This is a genomic window from Salinarchaeum chitinilyticum (assembly GCF_055390775.1).
In genome coordinates this window covers 2,120,957-2,145,227 of record NZ_AP043888.1, presented here as the reverse complement: position 1 = coordinate 2,145,227, position 24,271 = coordinate 2,120,957, and the positions used below count along the sequence as shown (strand labels likewise).

General features: G+C 68.1%; 19 protein-coding genes and 1 pseudogene. 6 read left to right on the top strand and 14 right to left on the bottom strand.

What is annotated here, in order from left to right; all coding sequences use genetic code 11:
• Positions 1-59: 59 nt before the first annotated feature.
• From ACZ5KP_RS10285 to ACZ5KP_RS10265, 5 genes and pseudogenes are all read right to left on the bottom strand, one after another.
• The gene (locus ACZ5KP_RS10285; RefSeq protein WP_460921765.1) at positions 60-971 is read right to left on the bottom strand and encodes a prenyltransferase; all 912 of its coding nucleotides are present in this window, start codon (positions 969-971) and stop codon (positions 60-62) included.
• Positions 972-975: 4 nt separating this feature from the next.
• A complete protein-coding gene (locus tag ACZ5KP_RS10280; protein WP_460921767.1) occupies positions 976-2,652 on the bottom strand; it encodes a phytoene desaturase family protein in 1,677 nt (558 codons plus the stop codon).
• 407 nt (positions 2,653-3,059) lie between these two features.
• Positions 3,060-3,381, bottom strand: a pseudogene (locus ACZ5KP_RS10275) (tRNA-binding protein).
• A gap of 83 nt (positions 3,382-3,464) precedes the next feature.
• On the bottom strand, positions 3,465-4,226 hold the full coding sequence (locus tag ACZ5KP_RS10270; RefSeq protein WP_460921769.1) for a proteasome assembly chaperone family protein: 762 nt from the start codon (positions 4,224-4,226) through the stop codon (positions 3,465-3,467).
• Positions 4,227-4,322: 96 nt separating this feature from the next.
• The gene (locus ACZ5KP_RS10265) at positions 4,323-4,769 is read right to left on the bottom strand and encodes a dihydroneopterin aldolase family protein (RefSeq protein WP_460921771.1); all 447 of its coding nucleotides are present in this window, start codon (positions 4,767-4,769) and stop codon (positions 4,323-4,325) included.
• A gap of 615 nt (positions 4,770-5,384) precedes the next feature.
• Here ACZ5KP_RS10265 and azf point away from each other — a divergent pair.
• Positions 5,385-6,158, top strand: coding sequence for an NAD-dependent glucose-6-phosphate dehydrogenase Azf (gene azf, locus ACZ5KP_RS10260; RefSeq protein ID WP_460921773.1), 774 nt, complete (start codon positions 5,385-5,387; stop codon positions 6,156-6,158).
• Positions 6,159-6,210: 52 nt separating this feature from the next.
• Here the strand turns inward: azf and ACZ5KP_RS10255 are convergent, their stop codons facing one another.
• Positions 6,211-6,372, bottom strand: coding sequence for a YccF domain-containing protein (locus ACZ5KP_RS10255; protein WP_460921775.1), 162 nt, complete (start codon positions 6,370-6,372; stop codon positions 6,211-6,213).
• Between the two features lie 105 nt (positions 6,373-6,477).
• A complete protein-coding gene (locus ACZ5KP_RS10250; protein WP_460921777.1) occupies positions 6,478-6,882 on the bottom strand; it encodes a VOC family protein in 405 nt (134 codons plus the stop codon).
• Between the two features lie 111 nt (positions 6,883-6,993).
• Here ACZ5KP_RS10250 and ACZ5KP_RS10245 point away from each other — a divergent pair, with 111 nt between their 5' ends.
• Complete coding sequence (locus tag ACZ5KP_RS10245; RefSeq protein WP_460921779.1) at positions 6,994-7,380, top strand: hypothetical protein; 387 nt, start codon at positions 6,994-6,996, stop codon at positions 7,378-7,380.
• On the opposite strand, the gene ACZ5KP_RS10240 is transcribed toward ACZ5KP_RS10245, so the two are convergent.
• The 3 genes from ACZ5KP_RS10240 to ACZ5KP_RS10230 all read right to left on the bottom strand — a co-directional run bounded on the left by ACZ5KP_RS10240 (position 7,377) and on the right by ACZ5KP_RS10230 (position 9,165).
• Complete coding sequence (locus tag ACZ5KP_RS10240; RefSeq protein WP_460921781.1) at positions 7,377-7,994, bottom strand: DUF309 domain-containing protein; 618 nt, start codon at positions 7,992-7,994, stop codon at positions 7,377-7,379. The genes ACZ5KP_RS10245 and ACZ5KP_RS10240 overlap by 4 nt on opposite strands.
• A gap of 39 nt (positions 7,995-8,033) precedes the next feature.
• Entirely contained in the window at positions 8,034-8,285 is a 252-nt protein-coding gene (locus ACZ5KP_RS10235; protein ID WP_460921783.1) for a DUF6199 family natural product biosynthesis protein, read from the bottom strand.
• 97 nt (positions 8,286-8,382) lie between these two features.
• Positions 8,383-9,165 carry an alpha/beta fold hydrolase gene (locus tag ACZ5KP_RS10230; protein ID WP_460921785.1) on the bottom strand — a complete coding sequence of 261 codons (783 nt, stop codon included), beginning with the start codon at positions 9,163-9,165 and terminating at the stop codon, positions 8,383-8,385.
• 310 nt (positions 9,166-9,475) lie between these two features.
• Here ACZ5KP_RS10230 and ACZ5KP_RS10225 point away from each other — a divergent pair, with 310 nt between their 5' ends.
• The 3 genes from ACZ5KP_RS10225 (at position 9,476) to ACZ5KP_RS10215 (ending at position 13,193) form a co-directional block, all read left to right on the top strand.
• Positions 9,476-10,435 (top strand): DUF4397 domain-containing protein, encoded by a 960-nt coding sequence (locus tag ACZ5KP_RS10225; protein ID WP_460921786.1) that lies wholly within the window; start codon positions 9,476-9,478, stop codon positions 10,433-10,435.
• Positions 10,436-10,686: 251 nt separating this feature from the next.
• Positions 10,687-10,932, top strand: coding sequence for a DUF7127 family protein (locus tag ACZ5KP_RS10220; protein ID WP_460921788.1), 246 nt, complete (start codon positions 10,687-10,689; stop codon positions 10,930-10,932).
• Positions 10,929-13,193, top strand: coding sequence for a CDC48 family AAA ATPase (locus tag ACZ5KP_RS10215; RefSeq protein ID WP_460921790.1), 2,265 nt, complete (start codon positions 10,929-10,931; stop codon positions 13,191-13,193). The genes ACZ5KP_RS10220 and ACZ5KP_RS10215 overlap by 4 nt, the downstream gene beginning before the upstream one ends.
• 282 nt (positions 13,194-13,475) lie before the next feature.
• Here ACZ5KP_RS10215 and ACZ5KP_RS10210 read toward each other — a convergent pair whose 3' ends face one another.
• From ACZ5KP_RS10210 to ACZ5KP_RS10200, 3 genes are all read right to left on the bottom strand, one after another.
• The gene (locus ACZ5KP_RS10210; RefSeq protein ID WP_460921792.1) at positions 13,476-15,008 is read right to left on the bottom strand and encodes an oligosaccharide flippase family protein; all 1,533 of its coding nucleotides are present in this window, start codon (positions 15,006-15,008) and stop codon (positions 13,476-13,478) included.
• A gap of 245 nt (positions 15,009-15,253) precedes the next feature.
• On the bottom strand, positions 15,254-16,657 hold the full coding sequence (locus ACZ5KP_RS10205; protein ID WP_460921793.1) for a right-handed parallel beta-helix repeat-containing protein: 1,404 nt from the start codon (positions 16,655-16,657) through the stop codon (positions 15,254-15,256).
• A complete protein-coding gene (locus ACZ5KP_RS10200) occupies positions 16,654-18,774 on the bottom strand; it encodes an asparagine synthase-related protein (protein ID WP_460921794.1) in 2,121 nt (706 codons plus the stop codon). The genes ACZ5KP_RS10205 and ACZ5KP_RS10200 overlap by 4 nt, the downstream gene beginning before the upstream one ends.
• Positions 18,775-19,242: 468 nt before the next feature.
• On the opposite strand from ACZ5KP_RS10200, the gene ACZ5KP_RS10195 reads away from it, so the two are divergent.
• Complete coding sequence (locus tag ACZ5KP_RS10195) at positions 19,243-22,260, top strand: hypothetical protein (protein ID WP_460921796.1); 3,018 nt, start codon at positions 19,243-19,245, stop codon at positions 22,258-22,260.
• A gap of 167 nt (positions 22,261-22,427) precedes the next feature.
• Here the strand turns inward: ACZ5KP_RS10195 and ACZ5KP_RS10190 are convergent, their stop codons facing one another.
• Positions 22,428-24,101, bottom strand: coding sequence for an alkaline phosphatase family protein (locus ACZ5KP_RS10190; protein WP_460921798.1), 1,674 nt, complete (start codon positions 24,099-24,101; stop codon positions 22,428-22,430).
• Between the last annotated feature and the right edge of the window lie 170 nt (positions 24,102-24,271).

Below are 24,271 nucleotides of genomic sequence, written 5' to 3'. Positions count from 1 at the left end.
AAGAAGGGTGCGCTCGCGGCGGGATCTGGACCGTCAACTGTGCTGCGGTGGGTCGATCGTCACAGCAGCGAGGACGGCGGCACCACCTGCGCGAGCCCCCACATCGTCAGCCCGGCGCCGACGAGCCCGTTGATCGCGGGATACCACCAGTACGCGCGATCGACGGAAACGCTCGACAGCCAGACGGCGGCGACGAGCACCGGGTACAGCGCCAGCACCGCACCGGCCCGGAGATCCGCCAGCGCGAACGCCGCCGCGGCGAGCGCCCAGACGCCGAAGCAGTACGCGAGCGTCCGCGGCTCGCCCAGCAGCGTCGCGGTCGTCTCGATCCCGGCCGCACGGTCGGGCTCGACGTCCGGGATCGCCGAGAACGTGTGCATCGCCATCGTCCAGAGCACGCCGCCGAGGAGCGGCCAGAGCGGCGGCTGGGCTCCGGCGACGGTCGCGTACGCTGCGGCGCCCGGGAGCACGTAGAGCCCGTTCGAGAGCGAGTCCAGCAGCGGCGTAGTCTTGAATCGGAGCGGCGGCGCGCTGTAAGCCGTTGCGAGCAGCCCGAACCCCGCGAGCCAGGGCCACGCGATCGGATCGACCAGCGCGACGACGCCGAGGAGCGCGATGCCGGACGCGAACACGACGATCGGGACGAACCGCTGACCACGGTAGCGGACCTCCCGCTCGTCCTTCTTCGGGTTCTCAGCGTCGATCGGTGCGTCGAAGACGTCGTTGACGCCGTAGAGGTAGACGTTCGCGGGCAGGAGGAAGTAGGCGAACAGCGCGACTGTGGCCGGCGTCACGAGGTCGGCGCGGGCGTCCGCCGCGTAGACGACGCCGACCATGACCGGGCCGGCGAGGTAGAGCCAGAAGCGTGGCCGCGAGAGCGCGAGGAGGTAGGCGAGGGCGTCGCGCAGCCCAGCGTCGGACCCCTCGTCGCCGTAGTCGTCTTCCGAGTCCTCCGCACTCACTCCCGTCATCGGTTCAGGCGCCGTAGTCCTCGAGGACCTTCGTCGCCGTGTGCTCGCCACCGATCAGACACATCGGCACGCCGATACCGGGCGACGTGTAGGAGCCGGTGAAGTACAGGCCGTCGACGGCGTCCGAGCGGTGCGACGGTCGCATGACCGCAGTCTGGGTGAGCGTGTGGGCCAGCCCGAGCGCGGTGCCGCCCGGCGCGTTGTAGCGCTCGCCGAACTCCGACACGGAGAACGACTCCTCGACGACGATCCGATCCCGAACGTCCTCGCCGGCGTGCGCTGCGAGATCCGCGAGCACCTGGTCGCGGTAGGCCTGGCGCGTCGTCCGGTCGTCGTCGAGCCCGGGTGCGATCGGGACGAGTACGAAGAGGTTCGAGTGGCCGTCGGGAGCGACCGCCTCGTCGGTGACGGAGGGCGCACAGACGTAGTACGCCGGATCGTCGGGCCACGCCGGCTCCTCGAAGATCTGGTCGAAGTGGCCCGACCAGTCCGTGGGGAGGACGAGCGTGTGGTGGTCGAGGTTCGGCACGTCGCCCTCAACGCCGAGGTACAGCAAGAATGCCGAGGGCGCGTAGGTTCGATCCTCCCAGTACTCGGGGTCGCGATCGCGCCGGCCCGCTTCGAGGATCTCGGTCTCGACGTGGGCGAGGTCGGCGTCGGAGACGACGACGTCGGCAGGGACGGCGGCGGTGGGCGTCCGTCCGCTGGCCGTGCCGCCGTTTGGCGCGGCCGTGGGATCGGTCGATTCGGCTGCGTCGGCCTCCGCGCTCGGAACGAGCCGTCGGTTCCCCGTCGGCGGGCCGTCCTCGGCCAGCGCGATCGCTGGCGGGAGCTCGCCGGGGATCTCGGCGGCCGGATCGAACCCGCCGTTTCTCTGCGTCCGCGCCACGTCGAGGCTGAACCCGCCGCGACGGCCACGGATCGCGGTCACGTCGCAGTTGACGCGGTACTCGACGCCCAGCTCGGTGCCGAGCTCGACGAGCGCGTCGACGACGACGCCCATCCCGCCCTCGGGATACCAGACGCCGAGACCGAAGTCGACGTGGCTCATCAGGTTGTACAGCGCGGGCGTGTTCGAGGGCGAGCCGCCGAGGAAGACCAGCGAGTACTGGACGATCTGGCGGAGCTTCGGGTGCTCGAAGTAGTCCGCGACGTGGTCCTCCATCGAGCCAAGGAAGGAGAGTCCGCGGCCGTGTTTCGCGAGCCCGGGGTCGAGCCAGTCCTCGGGCCGCGAGCGGTCCTCGTAGACGAAGTGCTCCATCCCGGTCTCGTAGGTGCGCTCGGCCTCCGCGAGGTAGCGCTCGAAGGCGGCTCCGGCGCCCTCTTCGTACTCCTCGAAGAGGGGGATCGCGGCGCGGGGGTCCGCAGGAATCTCGACGCTGTCGCCGTCCTTGAAGAAGATCCCGTAGTGGGGATCGAGGTGTTCGAGGTCGTAGAAGTCAGTCGGCTCGCGATCGAAGTGAGCAAAAAAGCGCTCGAAGACGTCGGGCATCAGATACCACGACGGCCCCATGTCGAACCGGAAGCCGTCGCGGTAGAGTCGGCTGGCCCGCCCGCCGAGCTGCTCGTTGCGCTCGTAGACGGTGACGTCCGCGCCGGCGTCCGCGAGGAAGCACGCCGACGCGAGCCCGCCGAAGCCGCCCCCGATCACCGCGACGGACTGCTCCCCGATCTCGGTCATGCCACCGACTTCGGAGCGCCGGATGTTAAACAGTCACCATCCGGTGGCCCACGCCACCGCGATTTGGGAGTCGATCCGCCACCCGCAACGAACCGCGACCGCCACCGCTCGGCGCTCCACTCCACAGTCCACAGGGTAACAGCCTGCTCGACGATCACACCCGGGTGGGACTGGAAGGGGCCGACCGCTCGACGGATTAGGCGAAGGTGAGCCGAGCGTATGCGAGGCGAACGTCGAAAGGCGAGTGCAGCGAGCCTTTCGGAACAAGCACTGGACCGAACGAGCGTAGCGAGTGAGGGAAGCGCACAGCGAGCGTAATCCGTCGAGCAGGAGGGGGCTTCCGAGCGGTTCGCTGTTCCAGCAGTACAATCCGCGGAACTGAAGCGAAGGAACAGCAAACCGGCCGATCAGTACAGCTCGCCGACGAGCGGAACGTCCGAGTCCGGGGTCACGAGCACGGGATTGCCGTCCTCGCCCGGAACCCCGACAGTCAACGCCTCCGAGGTGAGTCAGCGATCTTCACGGTCCCGAGGTCGGTCGCACGGAGCACCTGTCGACCGGGGAGCTCGCCGATATCGTAGTTGAATCTGGCTGCGCTGCGGAGTACACAGTCTCCTCGCCCAGATCGATCTCGAGTTTCACCAGCGCCTCGGTCCGGGCTTCCTCGAAGGGCGCTGCGTCGACGATTTCGCCGACCTGGAACGTGGTCTCGAAGGGGCCGTCGCTCATGCGTGGATCGTCGGCAGCGGCCGAGAAAACGTTGGGGTCGCCAGTAATCGAGGTGCTCGCAGCAGGGTACCAGCCAGTCCGCCCTACCCGATGTAGCGCAGATCGTCGTCGGTCGGCGCGGGCGCCTGCTGCTGTTGCTCCATCTCGCGGATCTTGCCGACGACCTCCTCCATCTCCTCGGCGCGGTCCTCCAGGTCCTCGTCGTCGACCTCGATCTCGAGGACGGCCTCCAGCACCTCGAGCACTGCCTGGGCGGACTTCGGATCGACGAGGTAGCCGGAGGTCTCGCCCATGAGACACGCGGCGTCGAGGCCACGGCGGGCGCCCATCCCGAGCAGGAGGCCACTGACGCCGACGATGCCGCCGGCGGGCTCGTCCTCGCGGAACTCGACGCCGTGGCCCTCCAGCGCCTCGACGATCTCGTCGCTGCTCGCCGCGCCGAGGACGTCGTACTCCTCGATCAGTTCGCCCGTCGGGACGCCGCCGAGCGCGTAGACCTCGCTGACGTCGAACTCGCTCGCGACGTCGAGGATCGCGTCGGTGAGGTGGTAGTGCCCCTCGTTGCTCTGGGCCTGGTGATCGCCGGTGAGCATGAGGAGATCCCGCCCTTCCGTCGAGACGGCGTGGAACTCCGCCGCGGCGAGGCTCGCGACGCCGTCGTCGGCGACGGTGACCTGCGGCGGGAAGTGTTCGGAGTGGATCCGACAGACCGTCTCGGCGTCGAGCTCCTCGACGAGGTGCTCGGCCGTCAGCTTGCCAACGTGGCCGACGCCCGGCAGCCCCTCGATGAGCACTGCGTCCTCGAGGTCGACCTCGGCGGGTCGCTCGATTTCGAACTCGTCCATGCCCGAATCGGGGAGGTCACGGCGTATCAACGCGTCGGTCGCGGGACAGGTCTCGAAGGCAGGTGGCGAGAGCGAGCGCCGATACAGCCCGGCGATTCAGTCCCGCTGAACGTCCGCGATCGACATCAGCGGGTAGTCGCCCGCCGTCGCCATCTCGGCACGAACGGCGACTCCCTCGCGCTCGATCTCGATTTTCGCGTCGAAGAGCGTGCCCGTGAGTTCGGTGTAGTCGGCCTCGTCGGTGGCGTCGCCTGCGGTGGACTCGGCGTCGCTGGCAGTGGATTCGGCGTCGGAACTGGAATCGGTCGGGGCGTCGTCGCCGAGCGGATCCAGACCGGCGATCGCGCGCTCGATCCGATCCTCGTGGGGCCGGACCTCGACGTTCGTACAGAAGGGCTGGTTCTCGATCGACTCGGCCATCGCCGTCGCGAGGCTGTCGGCGCTGTCGGGGGAGACCGGGGTGCCGGCGAACTGGTGGTAGAGCGCGCCGAACTTGATGCCGGCCTCGAAGGCGGCCTGCTCGGCGTCCGTGGGCTCGGGCATGGAATTGGGTGAGTCCGCCTGTGGCAAGTGCGTGCCGGTCGAACGGATCAGATTGACGGGGAGAGAAATTGCTCGTGAGCTTGGGAATTGCTTGCACCGAGAACCGCCAGGAAGCCCCCTCCCGCTCGACTCGGGCGGCTCGTTGCGCTCCTCACCTCGCTCCGCTCGGTTGCGGTGCTAACGTCGCCGTCCTTCGTCGACCGGTCGGCCCCTTCCATTCCCACCCTGCCCGGGTGGCCCAGGAGCTACGATCCGGAGAGGTCCACCGGAGCTCTGCGGTAGGGGTTCACCAGGCTACGCTCGGTGGACATCCCCTGGCGCTACGCTCGGTATAATCACCAAAGGGTGGGACTTCGGAAGGGGCCGACTGCTCGTCGGATGTAACGAAGCAAGCACTGCAGCGAGGCCGGAGGCCGAGCGAAGGGCGCAGCGAGTTAGATCCGACGAGCGGGAGGGGGCTTCCGTGGGCGGTTGCAGTCACGATCCAGACTTCGCGACCGGTCGGAATCCCATCCGCAGATCCACCAGCACCAGATCGTCGTTCCCCACTCGCTCACACACCACCGCTCGAAGCGTAACCCCCTTATCGGCCCCATCCGTGGCTCCGGTCGAGCGATGGACGAACCGGTCGTACTGACGGGGGCAGGAGGTCGCGTCGGCACCGCGATTCTCGAGGGGATCGGCGAGGCGTACGACTGGCGGCTGTTCTACCACAGCCATCCCGACGAAGTACTCGTCGACGGCGAGGTGATCGTCGGCGACGTCACCGAGGAGGAGAAAGTCCGCGAGCTGGTCGAGGGCGCCGGCGCAGTCATCCACCTCGCTGGCGACCCGCGACCGGAAGCGCCCTGGGACAGCGTCCTCGACAACAACATCCACGGGACGAAGGTCATCATGGATGCCGCTGCCGAGGCCGGCGTCGAGAAGTTCGCCTACGCCTCCTCGAACCACGCCGTCGGCGCCTTCGAGACCGACGAGCGTACCCCGGAGATGTACCGTCCGGAGGACGAGTTCCGCCTCGACGGCTCGGAGTTCCCGCGCCCCTCCAATCTCTACGGCGTCTCGAAAGCCACCGGCGAGGTGCTAGGGCGCTACTACTACGACCACTCCGAGATGGACGTCGTGAGCGTCCGGATCGGGAATCTCACGCGGGACCACCCGCCGAAGGAGTACGAACGCGGCCAGGCGATGTGGCTCTCCTACCGCGACTGCGCCCACCTCTTCGATCGCTGTCTCCAGGCCGACTACGAGCACGCGATCGTCTACGGCATCTCCGACAACGAGCGGAAGTACTACTCGCTGGAGAGCGCTCGGGAGGTGCTGGGCTACGAACCGCAGGACGACTCGGCGGAGTTCACGTTCGAGGGCGAGCCGAAAGACGCGCAGTAGACTGCAACCGTCCGGCGTTTTCTCGGCAATCGTGGCGAACGTCCCAGTGGCGTCACCCACCCAGCGTCATCACGTTCCAGGTCTTCGTCGCAGCGTACGCACCGATCGGGAAGAAGATAATGCTCAGCATCAGGAGCACCGACGCCGCGAACCAGAGCGCGGCCAGCCACCACCCGATCAGCAGGAACCAGACGATGCGGATGAGGAGGTTCACGGACGGTCAGAGGGCCGCGACGCAGTTGGCGCTTGCTACCGATTCGAGGCACGATGGTGACGACGTTGGCCATCGACACACCTCCGCGAGGACGACCCGTACCGATCAGTCTTTCTCGGTCAGGAGTGGATACGCGACCTCCCACAGGTGACCGTCCGGATCCGCGAAGTACCCAGAATACCCACCCCAGAACGTATCCTGTGCGGGCTTGACGAGCTCGCCGCCAGCGTCGACCGCTTCGTCCAGCACGTCGTCGACTGCCGCCTTCGTGTCGACGTTGTGCGCGATCGTCACGCCGGCGAAGCCCGATCCGTCGTCGGGTACGGTCGCGTCCTCCGCGAGCAGTTCCCTGGGATACAGGGAAAGCCAGGTCCCATCGAGTTCGAAGAAGGCGACGTCGCTATCGGGCTCGCGATCCTGCATCGGCAATCCGAGCCCGTCGCGGTAGAACCGGATCGATTCCTCGAGGTCCGTGACGCCGAGCGTGACCAGCGAGATGGAGGGATCCATACGTGAGTATCGCTGCACCGTGGCATAACGGTACGCCCCATTGCGTGCGAGCGGTCCGGAATGCGAGCGAGAGGGCTAGATTCTTTGGCGTGGCACGAACCGGATGAAAGTATGCTACTTCCGCTACCGGAGAAGCGAGCGGCGTGGGTGGACGCCCTCGAAGCGATGTACGAGCTGCAGCTCGACCGGGAGCGGCCGGTAGTCTCGGACGACGAATCGGAGCACGCGTTCGCCGCCGGGCTGAGCGCCGAGCGCATCGCCGCGGAGGCGGACCTCACACGCGAAGCGATCCGCGACGCACTGGGCGTGCTCCGCGAGCTTGGGCTCGCTACGGGGAACGTGTCTGACGACACCCTCGACGACTTCGGACTGACAGCGGACGGGGTGACGATGGCGCACAGGGTCAAGACCGAACGACAGCAACGGCGAACCAATCAGCACTTGCTGAGCATCTCGATCCTCCTGTTGGTGCTCCTGACGTTCGCTATCGTCCTCTAGCTCCCCTCGAACAGTCCCTCCACGTCCCGATCCCGCGCTTCCTCCCGCTCGACGTGCTCGGCCAGCCGCTGGAGGACGATCCCCCGCGAGTCACTCGACGTGACGAGATCCTCCAGCAGCGCCCGGAACCGCGATGCGTTCTCCGTCGATCCTCGCTCCAGCCGTTCAGCGGCCCGCTCGGGGACCGTCGCGTCGAGCCCCTCGTCTGCAGCCACGGTCGCCGCCGCGATCCCCAGCTCCGTCGCCGACAGCTCCCCCACTACGATCGCCTCGCCGTCGATCGCGAGCGGCCACGCCGGCGCGCGCTCGATGCGCTCGGGATCGCTCGCGAGCAGGTCGAGGTACTCCCGCGCTCTCGCGACGTCGACGTCGCGGTAGTCCGTCGGGATCTCCGAGAAGTAGGCCGCTCCGCTCTCGGCGAGGCCCACCGCGCCGGCCCAGTTCCGATTGGTCGCGTGGTGGATGGCCGCGGTGTACTGGATGAGCCCGTGGAGCAGCCGCTCGTCGTCGGTGCCCGCCTCGAGATCGAGCCAGTGGGCCTCCCAGGCGTCGTGGGCGGCGTGGTACTCGCCAGCGTTGTAGACGGCGAGGCCGGCGCGGAGGCGCTGCTTCATAGCGGACTCCAGCGGCGCTGGCGACAAAAGGAACCCCGTCTACAGGTGGGGCATCGCCGCGATCGCCGCGCCGATCGCGAGCACGATCGCGCCGACGGCGCGTGCGGCCCAGCGGTGCCAGGATTTGAGTTCGAGCGTTCCGTCGTCGTCGCCCCAGCGGCCGCTGCGACCGGTGGTGGACGCGTCGAACAAGAACCACTGGAGGCGGAGCACGGCTTCGGGTTTGAGGACGAGCGCGATCCCGAGCACGCCGGCGAGGACGATCGCGAGCAGATCGCGAACGGTGTACATGGACGGGGGCAGTCACGCGGGATGCAAAAAGCTACCCGAGCGGATCGCTCGGCACGGCAAGAGCCGTTGCGGACTCGTGCGGGCTCGATGCGGTTGCTCACGCCTCCAGATCGTCGAGGAACCGTCCCATCGCCGAGTTGAACGCGTCGGGCCGTTCGAGCATCGCCATGTGCGCGGCGTCCTCGACGACGGCCAGCGCCGCATCGGGCAGCTCGCTCGCGAGATACTCGTGGTACCGCCGCGGCGTGAGCTGGTCGCCCTCGCCGACGATCGCGAGCGCCGGCGCGTCGATCTCGCCGAGGCGATCCCGCACGTCGAACGTGTGGCAGGTCAGGAAGTCCCGCTCGGTGACCGCACGCCCCGTATCGCGCATGACAGTCTCCGACGCGTCGACTAGCTCGGGCTCGGGATCGGCGAAGAGGCGGCCGGGCGCGTGGAGAAACTCGATCGCGCGCTCGAAGTCCTCGGCGAGCCACTCGCGCAGGGATTCGAGCACGGCGAGACGCGCGCCAGTGCCCGCGAGCACGAGCCCGTCGAGGTCGAGCTCGTCGGTGCGCTCGAGGGCGACGTGCATTGCGACGGCGCCGCCCATGGAGTTGCCCACGACGATCCGGGCGTCCGTGGCCTCGGCGACGGCGACGACGTCGTCCGCGTACGCGGCGAGCGTCTCGTAGCCCGGATCGGCGTCGACGTCGTCGGACTCGCCGTGGCCGCTGAGATCGAGCGCGACGACGGGTCGGTCGTCGGCGAGGCGGAACTGCGAGCGCCAGATGGCGTGGCAGCCGCCGCTGCCGTGAACGAGGAGGACCGGCGCGCCGTCGCCGCCACGGTCGGACTCGCGGTACGCCGTGGTCCGGCCGTGATGGCTGACCGTTTGCATACGTACCGGTACGGTCCGGTGAGGGATAAAACGCTCCACGTTCGAGTGCACGAGTCGGATCACCGGGTCCAGTCCGTGGAAGGCCGGAGCGAAGGTCGCCTCCTCGCGGGGGACGAGACGTCGGGTTCGATACCTTCCAGCCACCCGACCATACCTGCAGCCCCCTTCCACCGTCGGCCACCATCGACGTATCAGGTACGGTTTCATTAGTCGTGTGAGGGCGACGGTTCCAGCGACGTGTCAGGATATAACAATCAGGTGGTCTCCCCAATCCCGGGACGTGTTGTCTTCGAGATCGAACACAGCGGCCGTGGTACTGCTCACGATCGCGCTCGTCGGTGCTGCGGTGACGTTCGGCGGCGTCGCGGCGATGGACGGCGACGGACAGAGCGACGTCGACGTGCTGAGCCAGGACGACGAACAGGACCAGAGCGACGACCAGAATCAAACCGACGGACAGAACCAGACTGACCAGCAGAATCAGACCGACGGCGAGAACGAGACCGACCTGCAACGATCGGCGTACGTGAGAGCGGTACACGCCTCGCCCGACGCACCGGCGGTGGACGTGATGGTCGACAACGAGACGGTCCTCACCAACGTCTCCTTCGGTGACGTCAGTGACTACCTGGCCGTGGAGGCAGGCACCTACAACGTGACCATCGCAGCGACCGACGATCCCGATACCGTCGTGTTCGACGAGGCAGTCACCTTCGATCCGCGCACGGTGACGACGATGGCCGCCAGCGGCGAGATCAGCGAGGACGCGGAGACGACGTTCCAACCGATCCTCTTCGAGGACTCGGCGTTCACGCCCTCGGAGAATGAAAGCGCCCTCAGCATCGTTCACCTCGCGCCCGACGCGCCCGCCGTCGACGTCACGGCAGAGAACGGGAGCGTCGTGCTCGCCGAGAACGTGAGCTTCCAGAACGCGTCGGACTACGTGACCGTCCCCGCGGGCAACTACACGGCCGAGATCAGGGAGGCAGCAGCGGACAACAACGGCTCGATCGTCACGACCGTCGACGTGTCCCTGGAGGGTGAAACCGCGTACTCGGCACTCGCCGTCGGCTACCTGAACCCCGACGAGGCGCCCGCCAACACGTCCTTCGAAGTGATCCCGACGGAGGACGCCACGATGACGCTCCAGTTGCCATCCGACGACATGGACGAGATGACGGGGGGCGACGGAGGCAACGAAACGGAGAGTGACGAGAGCGAGGAAGACGGCGAGTCGCAGGAGGACGAAACTGTGCAGGAAGAAGAGTAGAGAGTGGAACGAGGAAGGAGGAGAACGAGAACGAATGGCGCCAGCGATCGCCGGCACTGAGCGATCGTAGGCCTCGACTCATTTTTCGAGCGGTCCGATACTACACTGCAACGTAGCCTCCAATCCGCCATTCGACTCCGTGAACTACAAATCCACTGAACACCGAATACGAGATGACGAATCGGTCGCAGTACCCGGGTTAGGCCGACGACATCTTTAAATACTTGCCGCACTAACGTGGGGTTAGTCGAATGGAATTACAACAGTTCATCGCAGACGACGATCAGGCGATTCGTTCCGTCCGCCGGGACGACGGCCAGACCGTGGTCGCGGACTTCGGTCCCGACGCGAGCGGCGCGTCGGTGGACCTGGTCGGCGACACCGCGATCGTCATGCACGACGAGGAGCAGACCGATATCGACCTTCCCGAGTCCGCCGCACGAGCGTTTATGCAGAACGGCGTGCTAACTATCGAGTTGGAGGACGACGAAGAATGAGACTGACTGTCAAACCACTCAAACAGAAGGACGCCGGCCGCGGACTCGCCGCGGTCGATCGCGCCTCGATGCAGGAGCTCGACGTCGAGAATGGCGACTACGTGCTCATCGAGGGCCCGGGCGAGGGCAAGGCCGTCGCCCGCGTGTGGCCCGGCTACCCCGAGGACCGGGGCAAGGACATCGTGCGCGTGGACGGCCGGATCCGCAAGCAGGCCGGCGTCAGCGTCGACGACCGCGTCGATATCGAGGCAGCTGACGTCCAGCCCGCCGACTCGGTCACCGTCGCGCTCCCCCAGAACCTCCGCATCCGCGGCAACATCGGCCCGCTCGTCCGCGACAAGCTGAGCGGCCGCGCCGTCGCGGAGGGCCAGACGATCCCCTTCCCGCTATCCTTCGGTCCCCTCTCGGACTCCAGCCAGGCCGTCCCCGTGAAGGTCGCAGAGACCGAGCCCACCGGCACAGTCGTCATCACCGACTCGACAGAGGTCGTCGTCAGCGAGACGCCCGCCGAGCAGATCGCCGAGTCCAGCGACGGCGCCCACGACGGCGTGCCCGACGTCACCTACGAGGACATCGGCGGGCTCGATTCCGAGCTCGAGCAGGTCCGCGAGATGATCGAGCTGCCGATGCGCCACCCCGAGCTGTTCCGCCAGCTCGGCATCGACCCCCCGAAGGGCGTGTTGCTCCACGGCCCGCCGGGCACCGGCAAGACGCTGATGGCCCGCGCGGTCGCCAGCGAGATCGACGCCCACTTCGAGACGATCTCGGGCCCCGAGATCATGTCGAAGTACTACGGAGAGAGCGAGGAGCAGCTCCGCGACATCTTCGAGGACGCCCAGGAGAACGAGCCGGCGATCATCTTCATCGACGAACTGGACTCCATCGCGCCCAAGCGCGGTGAGGCCCAGGGCGACGTGGAGCGCCGGGTCGTCGCACAGCTCCTCTCGCTGATGGACGGCCTTGAGGACCGCGGCCAGGTCACCGTCATCGCCGCGACGAACCGCGTCGACGACATCGACCCCGCGCTCCGCCGCGGCGGCCGCTTCGACCGCGAGATCGAAGTCGGCGTCCCCGACAGAGAGGGTCGCCACGAGATCCTGCAGGTCCACACCCGCGGGATGCCCCTCGTCGACGGCATCGACCTCGAGGAGTACGCCGAGAGCACCCACGGATTCGTGGGCGCAGACCTCGAGTCCCTGACGAAGGAGGCCGCGATGAACGCACTGCGGCGCATCCGCCCCGAAATCGACCTCGAGGAGGAGGAGATCGACGCCGAGATCCTCGATTCGCTGCAGGTGACCGAGAAGGACTTCCGCGAGGCCCAGAAGGGCATCGAGCCGTCCGCCCTCCGGGAGGTCTTCGTCGAGGTCCCCGACATTACCTGGGAGGACGTCGGCGGGCTCGAGGACACGAAGGAGCGCCTCCGTGAGACCATCCAGTGGCCCCTCGAGTACCCCGAGGTCTTCGAGGAGCTGGACATGCAGGCCGCGAAAGGCGTCCTCATGTACGGCCCGCCCGGCACCGGGAAGACGCTCCTCGCGAAGGCCGTCGCCAACGAGTCCCAGTCCAACTTCATCTCCGTGAAGGGGCCGGAGCTGCTGAACAAGTTCGTCGGGGAGTCCGAGAAGGGCGTCCGCGAGGTCTTCAGCAAGGCCCGCGAGAACGCCCCGACCGTGGTGTTCTTCGACGAGATCGACGCCATGGCCGGCGAACGCGGCCAGGGCTCCGGCGACTCACAGGTCGGCGAGCGCGTCGTCTCCCAGCTGCTGACCGAGCTGGACGGCGTCGAGGCCATGGAGGACGTCGTCGTCATCGCGACGACGAACCGCCCGGATCTCATCGACAACGCCCTGCTGCGGCCCGGCCGCCTGGACCGTCACGTCCACGTGCCCGTGCCCGACGAGGAGGCCCGCCGGAAGATCTTCCAGGTCCACACGAAGAACAAGCCCCTCGCCGACGGGATCGACCTCAACTGGCTCGCCCGCGAGACCGAGGGCTACGTCGGCGCCGACATCGAGGCCGTCACCCGCGAGGCCGCGATGGCCGCCAGCCGCGAGTTCGTCAAATCGGTCGAGAAGGACGAGATCGCCGAATCCGTCGGCAACGTCCGGATCAGCAAGGAGCACTTCGAGCACGCGCTCCAGGAAGTCAACCCCAGCGTGACCAAGGACGTCCGCGAGCGCTACGACGAGATCGAGAAGCAGTTCGATCGCGACGAGCCCGAGCCCGCGGGCGGGGAACCGAGCAGAACGTTCCAATAGAACCTTTTTCCGAGGCGGGGGTCGCGCGGCGACCCCCGCCTCGCAAAAACGTTCATGAAAAAGGCCGCCCCGCGGCGGCCGCACGCTACTTCTTTCCGCTACCGCACACAGCTCCGCTCTGCACAGCTACCGCACCGCACAGCAACCACACCGTACCGCAACCGCACCGCACAACAAAACCACACACCGTACCGCTACCGAACCGCACAGCAACCACACCGTACAGCTACCGCACCGCACAGCGAACGCCCTCAGGGCCGCTCAGCGCCCCGGTCCTTTCGCTCAGTCTTGCTCCTCCGGAGGGAGGAATCGCCGAATCAGCGGGATCCGCACCCCCAGCGAATTCTCCGCGAACTCGACGACGATCCGGTCGTCCTGCTGGAGACAGCCCGTCACGGCGACGACCGCGATGCTCAGCAGTCCGACGATCACGAGCCACGGCAAGAGCGTGAAGATCGACAGCGAGAGGTGCTGAGAGGCGAGGTACGCCGGCGGGACGAGCGCGATCGGAAGCACGAGGAAGGTCCTGATCGACCACCGCGAGAGCGGCGTGATCCCCCAGCGATACCAGAGGATGAGGCAGGCGGTGAAGTTCAGGACGGCGTAGGCGGTCGCCGAGGCGACGGCGGCGCCGACGAGTCCGTAGGGAGGGATGAGCCAGAGGTTCAGCACGACGTTGATGCCAAAGGCCGCACCGTTGACGACCATGAGGTACTTCGTCACGCCCAGCGCGGAGATCGTCTCGCGGTTCCGGCCGCCGATCGCGTTCGTGAAGAAGCCCACCGAGAGGATCGCGAGCGCGATCGGGGCCTCGCTGTACGCGCCGCCGAAGACGATCGCGACCACGTCGTCGGCGAACAGCACGAACGTCAGGAGCGCCGGGAAGGTGACGAGATAGATCCACTTCGTCGTGGTCGTGTAGATCGAGTCGATCTCCTCGTGTTCGTCGTCTGCGTCGAGCCGGGAGGCCATCGGGAGGTAGAGAAAGCCGAAGGAGGAGATCACGATGATCAGGCCGTTCGCGATCGGGTACGCCGCGGCGTACTGGCCGACCTCGTAGGTGTCCCGGAAGTAGGAGAGCATCAGCGTGTCCGTCCGCGTCAGGAGCACCGTCAGGACGCCCGAAACGACGACCGGGAGCGAGAACCGGCCCACCTCACGGACGTGCGTCCGGACCTGCCCGCGGAGCGCGGTGAGCCGGTGGAGGAGCAGTAGGGCGACGGCGAAGGACAGCGCGGCGGCCACGAGATACGCGTAGCCGGCCGCGAGGACGTCCAGCCCGACGAAGAGGAGGGCGACGAGGAGGACGATGCGCGTCAACGGGTAGGCGAGATCCTGGGCGTAGATCCGGTAGATCGCGTTGTTGTGCCCGCGGATCGCTGCGACGGTGATCTTCATCCCGACGACGAACGGCAGCGCCAGCACGAACAGCGCGAGCATCCGCGGCGAGTCCGCACGCGCGAGCAGCGTGTCGGTCAGGAGTTCGACGTTCACCAGCAGGACGGCCGTGAGCGCGATCGCGACGATCCCCGTGACGACGAGACCGCCGACCCAGACGCCGCGGCGGTCCGCGTCGTCGTCGAATCTGGAGACGTAGCGCGGGACGCCCTGTGAGAAGCCGACGAGCGACGCGGTCGTCGCGAACGCCAACAGCGCGAGCCCAACGGACACCTCGCCGTAGGCCTCCGGCGTGAGCACGCGCCCGATGATCACCCGCTCGCCCAGCGTGGTGAACGAGCCGACGAGCTTCCCGATCGTGACGAGCCCGGCACCGGTGAGCAGCGTGGTCAGGTGCTGTTCTCGCGTGGTCGTCACGCGTCGAACTCACTCCGAGCGCCCGCCGTTGCGGATCGATTCCGTCGTGCTGCGTCGCTGTTCCTCACGCGGGACGCCCCGATCCGCACGCGTGCCTCGGCGACGGTCATGCTGGCGAGAGGTGGCCGGCAGGCACCCATTGTTATGGTCGCGCTACGTCGGTAGGTCGCTCGTAGGGGCGCGGGATGGCGAGTGGGCAAGGCCCGACGAGGCCGGTGGACGCCGTGACTCCACCGGCGCTCCGCTCACAGCCTGTTGTTCGTTCGCTGGAGCTGGGAGTGGTCGAGGACGAGCGGATCCCCGGTGACGTCGATCTCGGAGTCCCGGAGCGTCGAGTTCGTCGTCCGCACGAGGTGCACGCCGTCCCTGCTCGTCCCGGTCTGCTGGATGTCGAGGTCGTCCAGCAGGCAGTTGTTCCGGTCGGAGATCTGCACTGCCGATCCGTCGCCCGAGCTACCGGTGACGGTCACGCCCTGGAAGTCGATCTCGGTGTCGGTCGCGTCGTGCTGGGCGGTCTTGACGTGGACGGCGGGGTAGCCGTCGACGGAACACTCGATGTCGACGTTCCGTACCGTCGCCGACTCCATCATCGGCTCGATCACGAGCCCGCCGTCGGTGTAGGTCAGATCGTGCATCTCGATCGTGCAGTTCTCGACGAGGATCGACTCGCCGTGGCGCAGTCGGATCCCGCGCATGTTGCGAAACCCCTGGGGCGACTGGTCACACCGGACGGTGACGTCGCGCACCGTCGCCGGACTGCTCACGCGGACGCTCGCGATCCCGTTGTTCTCGTAGGTGCCCCCGACGACCTCGATCGGCCCGTTCGAGGGCGAGGCGTAGAGTCCGTTGCCGGGGAAGCCCGAGACGCGGCAGTCCTCGAAACGGAGGCTCCCCTGGTTCGCCGGGCCGACGAGCACGCCGACGGGGTTGGGCTCCCGGCCGCCGTCGGGCATCTGCAGATTGCGAATCACACCCTCGCCGTCGGGGTCGGTCACGTCGAAGCGAGCGGTGCCACCGATCCCCTCGACGGTGACGTCCTGGACGACGAGCCCGTCCTCGATCTGGGCCTGGATCGGCCGCGGCGCGGTGTCTTCTGCGCTGAAGTCGAACTGCATCCCCTCGAAGCGAAGGTCGGCGGCGCTGTGATCGGGAAGCCCGAACACGAAGAGGTAGCCGAAGTCCCCGTCCTGTGGAACGATCGTCGCGTCCTCGCCGACGACGGCGAGGTGCTCGAAGGACGGCAGCTCCCAGAGATCGTTCAGCAGGTATCTGCCGGGCGGGAAGTAGAGCAGCGTATCGTCGCGGGCGTGCTCGTCGAGCACGGGGACGATCGACTCCGACGCGGTGGGATCCGCGCCGCCCTGGGCGACGACGTCGACGACGGTCCCGTACTCGTCGGCGTAGGGGATCTCGTCCGCGTCGGTTGGCGGCGGTGAGTCGGTCTCGTTCGTCGGCTCGTCGCGTCCGGAGTCGCCGCCCGAACAGCCTGCGACCGCGGTCGCGAGGCCGACCGCACCGAGCCGGAGGAGATCCCGGCGATCGAGGCGATCGGTGGACCGTGGGCTGGAGGTATCGTCCGGTGGCCGTTCTCCCGCCGAGCGGTCGGTTCGCGACGGACTGTCATCCGGTCGACCGGCCTCGCCAGTCATCGATCTACGCTCGCGCCGGTCTCGGTCGGTGATCCGGCGTTGCCGTGAGCGGCCTCGGCGCCGGAACGGTTCTCCACGGTACCCCGGCTCGCCCCGGCGACAGCGGCTGGTGCAGCGTCACCACCGACCACATCACCACCGTCGCCCTCCGGCGCCAGCCCGCGCCCGGGACGCTCGACCTCGCCGTCGGCCTCCAGCGTGCTCGCAAGCGCCGTGACCGTCGCGAGGAACTCGAGTTGTCCGGCGTCGTACGCGCCCGGCGAGGCGATCACGTCGGTCGTCGCGTCGCCGGAGAGTCCGGCGGGCTCCAGCCGCGGCAGGTCCGCCCGGATCGCGTCGGCGACGGATCGTGCGTCGGCACCGTCGCTCGTGACCAGATCGACGACGCGTCTGCGGACGTTCGGGTACCGCTCGAGCGCGTCGTAGACGAACTGCTTGGCGCGATACCGCCGCGTGGAGATCGGTGCGCCGTAGTTGGGGTAGGGTAGATCCACCAATCCGGGATCGAGCCGTTCGAGGATCGCCGACTGGAGCCGTCGGTAGGCCTTCTGGTCGTCCGGGCAGTCCATCGCGTACTCGAAGACGGGGAGCGCGTAGAACGGCGAGACGCTCCAGGCGTAGTAGCGGTTGCGGTCCTCGCCGTGGAGGAGGAAGTTGATGCCGCGCTCCCTGATCAGGAAGTGGACGTAGCTCCGTGTGAGGTCGGACTCGGGATAGCTGTCGATCCGCTCGGCGACGGAGGCCCGGATCGCGTCGGGATCGACGTTCGCGATCGCGGCCGCGTCGCCGATCGGGAGCCGGCTGTTGGCGTCGACGACGTGGTCGACCAGCGCAGCTTCCGAATCGAACGAGGTGGCTGGTTCGAGACCGACGAGGAGCTTGTCGCCGCCGTCGCCCGTGACGTAGGTCGTCGTGCCGTGGCGCGACCGGAGCTGCTCGAAGAAGTCGAGGACGAACGCCATGCCGAGATAGTTCAGCCCCTGCTTGGTCTGGAGGAGCGTCTCCCGGCGTTCCGGAGATGACGCGACCGTGTGGACCGTCCAATCGAGATCGAGATGGTCCGCAACGGCGCCCGCGGCCGCGACCTCCGGGGAGTTCCGATCGGTAGTGCGCTGGAACGTCGCCGCGATCGGGGTGCCGTCGTTCGTTTCTGCACCGCCGTTCCCGGCATCCGCTGCTGTGGTGGAATCGGTAGCCGCGTAGGCCGCCGCGACCGTTCGCGAGTCGAGCCCGCCGCTGAGCGAGACGACGGTCCGGCGCTCCGGATCGGACCGTCGCCGGCACGCGGCGGTGATTCGGTCGACCAGCTCGTCGGCGTTCGCCGCGACGCTCCGGTCGGCGTGGGCGCAGTGCTCGAAGTCGTGCTCGTAGAGGGACTGGATCTCGACGCCGGGGAGATTCGAGGCCTCGGCAGACACGCTCGCCGCCTCCGTCGCGGCAGCCGAACCGCCCCCGATCCGAACGAGCGATCCGGGCGGGATCGACCGGACGCCCTCGAACGGCGTCCGCGTCCCCAGAGGGTAGCCGAAGGCGAGGAGCTGGCCGATCGCGAGCCGGTCGAGGGCGAGTGGTTCCTCGCGACGGCGGGCGAACTCGCGGACGAACGCGAGCTCGCGCGAGCAGACGACGGTGCCGTCGATCGTCGCACAGTAGGCAGGCAGGCGTGCGAAGGCGTCGTTGAGGATCGTCGTCTCGGCGCCGTCGACGACCGCGATCAGGAAGTCACCGTCCCGGGCACCGACCCACTCGCGGAGCCCCTCGACGTCGTCGGGTGCGATCATCGCTGCGACGCGTTCGAGCTGCGCGTCGATCTCGCCAGGGTCGACGTCGTACAGTTTCCCCTCGAGGAACGCGGTTCCGTGCTCGGTCTCGACGCGCCGAACGGGGTAGCCCTCGTAGCTGGCAGCGCCGACCAGCACGTCTCCGGTGTCTGTGAAGGTACGGGTACCGCTGTCGGTGGCGCCGTCGGCGTCGGCCGGCCCGGCCGCGGATTCGCCGGTCGCGACGTCGAACCGCCCGGTTTCGTAGTGGTCGAACCACGCCGTGGCGTCGAGCGCAGCGGCGACCTCCCCGTCGATCACGTCGGCGTCGCCGTACGCAACGCTGAGTCCTGGCATGAACTACCGGGCTCCACGAAGGAGGTCGCCTTTGTAACGACGCGCGTATTCGCGGTGTAGGACCGCCGTACCCGGGATCGTCGCGTCGTTCACGGCGGCCGTCGTTCGGCGTGGCCCGCGATCGAGGCGGTCGTCGATCGCCGGGCGCCTGGGCGCACCGCGACGAACGCCATCGCGGCAGCGACGGCTCGTTGGGGGTAGGCCCCCGTTACCGAGGGTATGGTCTGCCCTCCCGGGCTGCGAACGCGCTCCCTCGTTCGTCGGGAGCCAGCGCGACCTGTCTGGAGCGAGGGGTTCCGTAGCACGGTGTGGCCGGGGAATTAACCAGTAGCTACGATCAACGAAGCCAGACGCCCGGGTAGCTGGCAACCGACTGGTACGCTCCCGGCGGTAGCAGGGGTCTAAAACAGCCAACGGCAGGCCGTTCTGGTGAGAACGGTTAAGCGAGTAACTCCGTCCTACCCGGCTATGGCACGAAGGCCAGATTCGAACGGTGGCGATACCGACGAACCTACCACGAGCGAGGGAACCGAGACGGGGGGAGAGGAACCGCTTACCCAGAGTAACGGAGATCATACCGAGGATGCAGCGGGCGCTACAGAGGGTACCGATGGCGCCACCGGAGGGAAGGAGGCCCATACCGTGGGCGGAGACGGCGAGAACGAACCGGCAGACGGCAGTGCCGACCTCGACGACGAGCCGTCGACGCTCGTCGACCGCCGCGATTGCATGAAGCTCCTGGGTGGCACGGCGGCGGCCGTCGTGGGACTCGGAGCGACGGCGACGGCAGGTGCCGCAGAGTCCTACGAGCTGATCGAGGTCGGGGCAGGCGAGTCCTACTCCGTCAGCCTCGGCAGCGGCGACACGCTTGAGAACGTGCTCATCGACGTGCGCGCCGACAACGCCGACGTGCACATCGGCGCCGACGGCGACGGCTGGGTGGTCAGGAACGTCGGCATCCGCGGACGCATCGACATCGGCGACGACAGCCCCGGCGGCGACGACGCCTCCTTCGAAGGGGGCTACAACTCCGTGTTCACCGTCGACGCCAGCGCAGGCGGCACCGGACTCATCGAGAACGTCTACCTCGGCGACGGGCTCGCGCCGGGCACGGACAAGTCCGCGCTCGTCACGGCGACCAACCACGAGGGACACATCGACGTACGGAACTTCAACTGCGGCGGGTTCTCGACGACCGCCTTCTACGTCTCCGGCTTCGGCCGCGAGCAGACCGGCGGCACGATGACCATCGAGGACTCCTACTTCGCGAACTCCGCGGGGACCGCCCACATTCGCCCCGCCGGGAACGTCGAGATCCGGAACTGCACGATCACGAACACTAACGAAGCGATCTACCTGCCGCGGACCTTCGGCGGCGTCGAACAGGCGATGACCGCCCGCGGGATCTGGACGAGCTACAGCGGCTCGACGACGCTCGTCGAGAACTGCGACGTCGACGTTCGCGAGGAGAACACCTGCGACGCGCCGTGGGACTACTCCGGCCCGTGCATGGCGACGTCCGTCTACGCCGGCGAGGCGCCGATCGACCTCGTCGACAGCCAGGTCCGGGGCACCGTCGGCGGCAACGTGAACGAGTCGAACGTCGGCTCCGAGCCCGACCTCTCGTTGCCGGCCGGCTGTCCCGCGGACCCAAAGGTAGCGGCGAACGGCACCAGCGGTAGCGGGTCCGGTGACACCGGGTCCGGTGGTTCGGGAAATGAAGACGGCGGTGATGGCAGCAGTGTCATCACCGTGAGCGGCGGCAGCGGCTCGAACGTCGTCACGTACGCCTTCGAGGTCAGCGAGTCCGTCGAGCTCGGCACCTCCGCCAACAGCGAGGACACCGCCTCCGGCACCACGGCGACGGGCAAGCTCGCTGGCGGCACCGACAGCTTCCGGTTCACCGACGAGGTGACCGACTTCGGCGCCGACGGCGAGGTCACCGTCAGCATCGACGGTCTGACCGTCGATCCGAACGAGCTGGCGAGCGACGGGGACTACCGAAACGACGAGGGAACCGACGACGCCGAAGAGGACCAGGCTGACGAGGAGCCAGTGCTCTCCCGGTCGATGACGCTCTCGGGGGGCACCCGCGACGACCCCGTCGAGTACGCCTTCTCTGTCAGCGAGGCCGTCGCCAAGGGCGACCGCGCCAACAGCGAGGAGTCCGTCTCCGGTACGAACGCGAGCGGGCTCGTCATCGGCGGTACGGACAGCTTCGACTTTGCCGGCGAGATCACGAGTTTCGACGCCACAGGCGACCTTACCGTCACGGTCGACGGCGAGACGGTCGACCAGACCGCGCTCGGCGACGACGCGGAGGACGAGTCGGGAAATGAAGAATCGCTCCCGAACGGAGTCGCGATCTCCGGCGGGAGCATCGACAGCCCCGTCGAGTACAGCTTCACCGTCAGCGAAGCCCTCGCGGAGGGTTCGAACGCCAACAGCGAGGACACCGTCTCGGGCACGAACGCCGAGGGACTCGTCGTCGGTGGCACGGACGACTACGAGTTCGCCGGCGAGATCGCGAGTTTCTCCGCCACCGGCGACCTCACCGTGACCGTCAATGGCTCCGAGGTCGATCAGGCCGAACTCGGAAACGACGAGTCGGACGGCTCCAGTGGAGACGAGGAGTCCCCCGAACTCGACCGGACGCTCACGGTGTCGGGCGGCAGCGCCTCGAACACCGTCGACTACTCCTTCACGGTCAGTGAGGCCGTGGCGAAGGGCGAGCGAGCGAACTCCGAGGAGTCCGTCGACGGAACTGCTGCACAGGGCCACGTCGGCGGCGGCACGGACAGTTTCGCGTTCGCCGGCGAGGTCACGAGCTTCGACGCCTCGGGCACCGTCTCGCTCACGATCGACGGGCAGACCGTCGATCCCGACGAGTTCGACACCGGCTCCGACGGCTCCAGTGACGACGGATCGGGCGATTCCAGCGAGGACGACGCGCCCGACCTCTCCCGGTCGCTCACCGTCTCCGGCGGGAGCACCACCAACACGATCGACTACTCCTTCGCCGTCAGTGAGGCCGTCGCCAAGGGCGAGCAGGCCAACAGCGAGGAGTCCGTCTCCGGCACGACCGCGAGCGGCCACGTCGTCGGCGGCACGGACAGTTTCGCGTTCGCTGGCGACGTGACCAGCTTCGAGGCATCCGGCGACGTGTCGCTGACGATCGACGGCGAGTCCGTCGATCCGGCGTCGTTCGGCGGCGGGAGCGACGAGCAGAAGGACGCTCCGACGCTGTCGAACACCGTCCGGATCTCCGGCGGGAGCATCGACAGCCCCGTCGAGTACAGCTTCATCGTCAGCGAGGCGGTCGCGAAGGGCGACCGTGCCAACAGCGAAGAGTCGATCGCCGGTGCGACCGCGAGCGGCCTCGTCGTCGGGGGCACGGACAGCTTCGATTTCGCCGGCGAGATCACGAGCTTCGAGTCCACCGGCGACCTCACCGTCACGGTCAACGGCTCCGACGTCGATCTGTAAGTCGGTCTATAGCGCGGCTGCGAGAAGCAGGGGAGCGCCACCGTGACCGTCCCGGCGCTCACCGGTCGGGCAGCTGAACCGGTCGGGCAACGGGGCAGCGACGCGCCCGTCCACGTTCTCCGTTCGAATCGCCACTGTTCGATCCCCAGCGGACCGGTAAGCAGTCCTTACTCCATGTAGCCGAGCCCGCGGAGGCGGTCCTCGACGGAGCCCATGTCCTCGGAGGCGTCTGCGCCCTCGCCGACGGCTCCGGCGGTACCGTCCTCCCCGTAGGGCACCGTCTGCACCGCCGTCCGCGCCGGGGGGCTCCCGGCGGCGAACAGCTCCGTGAGCACCCGGCCGTCGACGCGATCGGGGATCGGCTCGCCGAGGTCGTGCAACAGCGTCGGCGCGAGGTCGTAGACGGTGGCCTCGGCGGGCGACGCGCCAGCCTCGATCGAATCGCCCCACGCGAGGAGGACGCCGTCCATCCGATGGCCCGCCGCCATCGTGCCGGCGTCGGACAGGACCTCCTTCCCGCGCCAGCTATTCGCGACCTCGTAGCCGTCCCGGCCTTCGATCGCGAGATCCGGCGACTGGGGGTCGGCGGGGAACAGTTCGTCGCCGTCGACGACCTCGAGCACCGGCTCGCCGGTCGCCGGGTCGGTGATGGATTCGAGGACGTCCGCGACGGCCGCCGTCACCTCGGGCACGTCCGACGGCGCGACGATCCCGGAATCGAAGCGCTCGGTGTCGTTGACGTAGACGTTCCCGGGGCCGTGGACGAACGCCTGCGTCGCCTCGAAATCGACGTCGTAGAGCACGTCGTCGCCGGGGATCTGACTCGCGACGGAGTCGACGAGCGACCGCGGGAGGTGTGAGAGGAGGGTCTGCTGGTCGATGCCGACGCGATCGAGCGCGCCGAGCACGCGATCGCGGTCGATGCCGAGCCCCTCGAAGGTGCTCCGCGTCCCGGAGCCGTCCCGACCCTGGAGGAGCCCGGCGTCGGCCAGTGCCCGGTTCGGGGCAACGATCGTCTCGACCGGGCCGAAGCCGTGGTCGGAGACGACGTACAGCGTCGCGTTCCGCTCCTCGGCGTACTCCATGGCCTGCCCGACGACGCCGTCGAGGTAGCGGTAGTGATCGAGGAGGACGGACTCGTCCCAGCAGAGGTGCTGGAGTCGGTCGGGCGCGGTGTAGACGAAGAAGAAGAGGCGCCAGGGCTCCCGTTCGAGCAGGTGCTCCATCAGCGCGCGGCGGGATTCGACGAGCGACTGGAGGTCGGTCCGGAACTCGGGCGTCGCGCCGTCGTAGTCCTCCCAGTAGAGCCCGATCCGGTAGCCGGGGATCACGGCGTCGATCTCGTCGGCCAGCGTCGCTGGCGCGGTAAAGCCCTCGTCGTCGGTGTCCGGCGTCATCAGCCCGGCGACCATGCTCCCCTCGATCTCGCGGGCGGGGTAGGTCATCGGAACGTTCCCGACGACGGCCGGCGAGAGGAGGTCCCAGAGGAAGGGCCCGGAGACGTCGTTGCCTGTGTACATCCGATGACTGTAGGACTGCGAGAGGTCACGCCAGCCGTAGATTCCGTGTTTGTCGGGCCCGACGCCGGTCGCGATCGAGGGCCACGCGAGCGGCGTCGTCGCGGGCGTGGTGCTCTCCATCGGCCCGGCGGCGCCCTCCTCGAGCAGTCGTGCGACGTTGGGGAGCTCGCCGGCCTCGGCCCAGTCGCTGAGGAGATCCCAGGGGACGCCGTCGAGCCCGAGAACGAACGCGCGCGTGGCGCTGGTGGACTCGTCCGGGCCCGCCGAGCCGGCGGTCGTCGCCGTTGCCGACCCGTCGTCGGCGGTCGGTCCCTCGCTCATCGTCGCTGTCCGGCGCTCGAATCGGGCCACTCGAGACTCTCCGCTCGTGGCTGCTGGGGTGGGAACATCTGGTGATCTACCGGGCGGTGTCCCGAACCGGGCATTGTTATGCTCCGATTAGCCCGACGGCAGCGTCGATCGGGGGAGTAGCCGGTCGCTGCCGGTCGCTT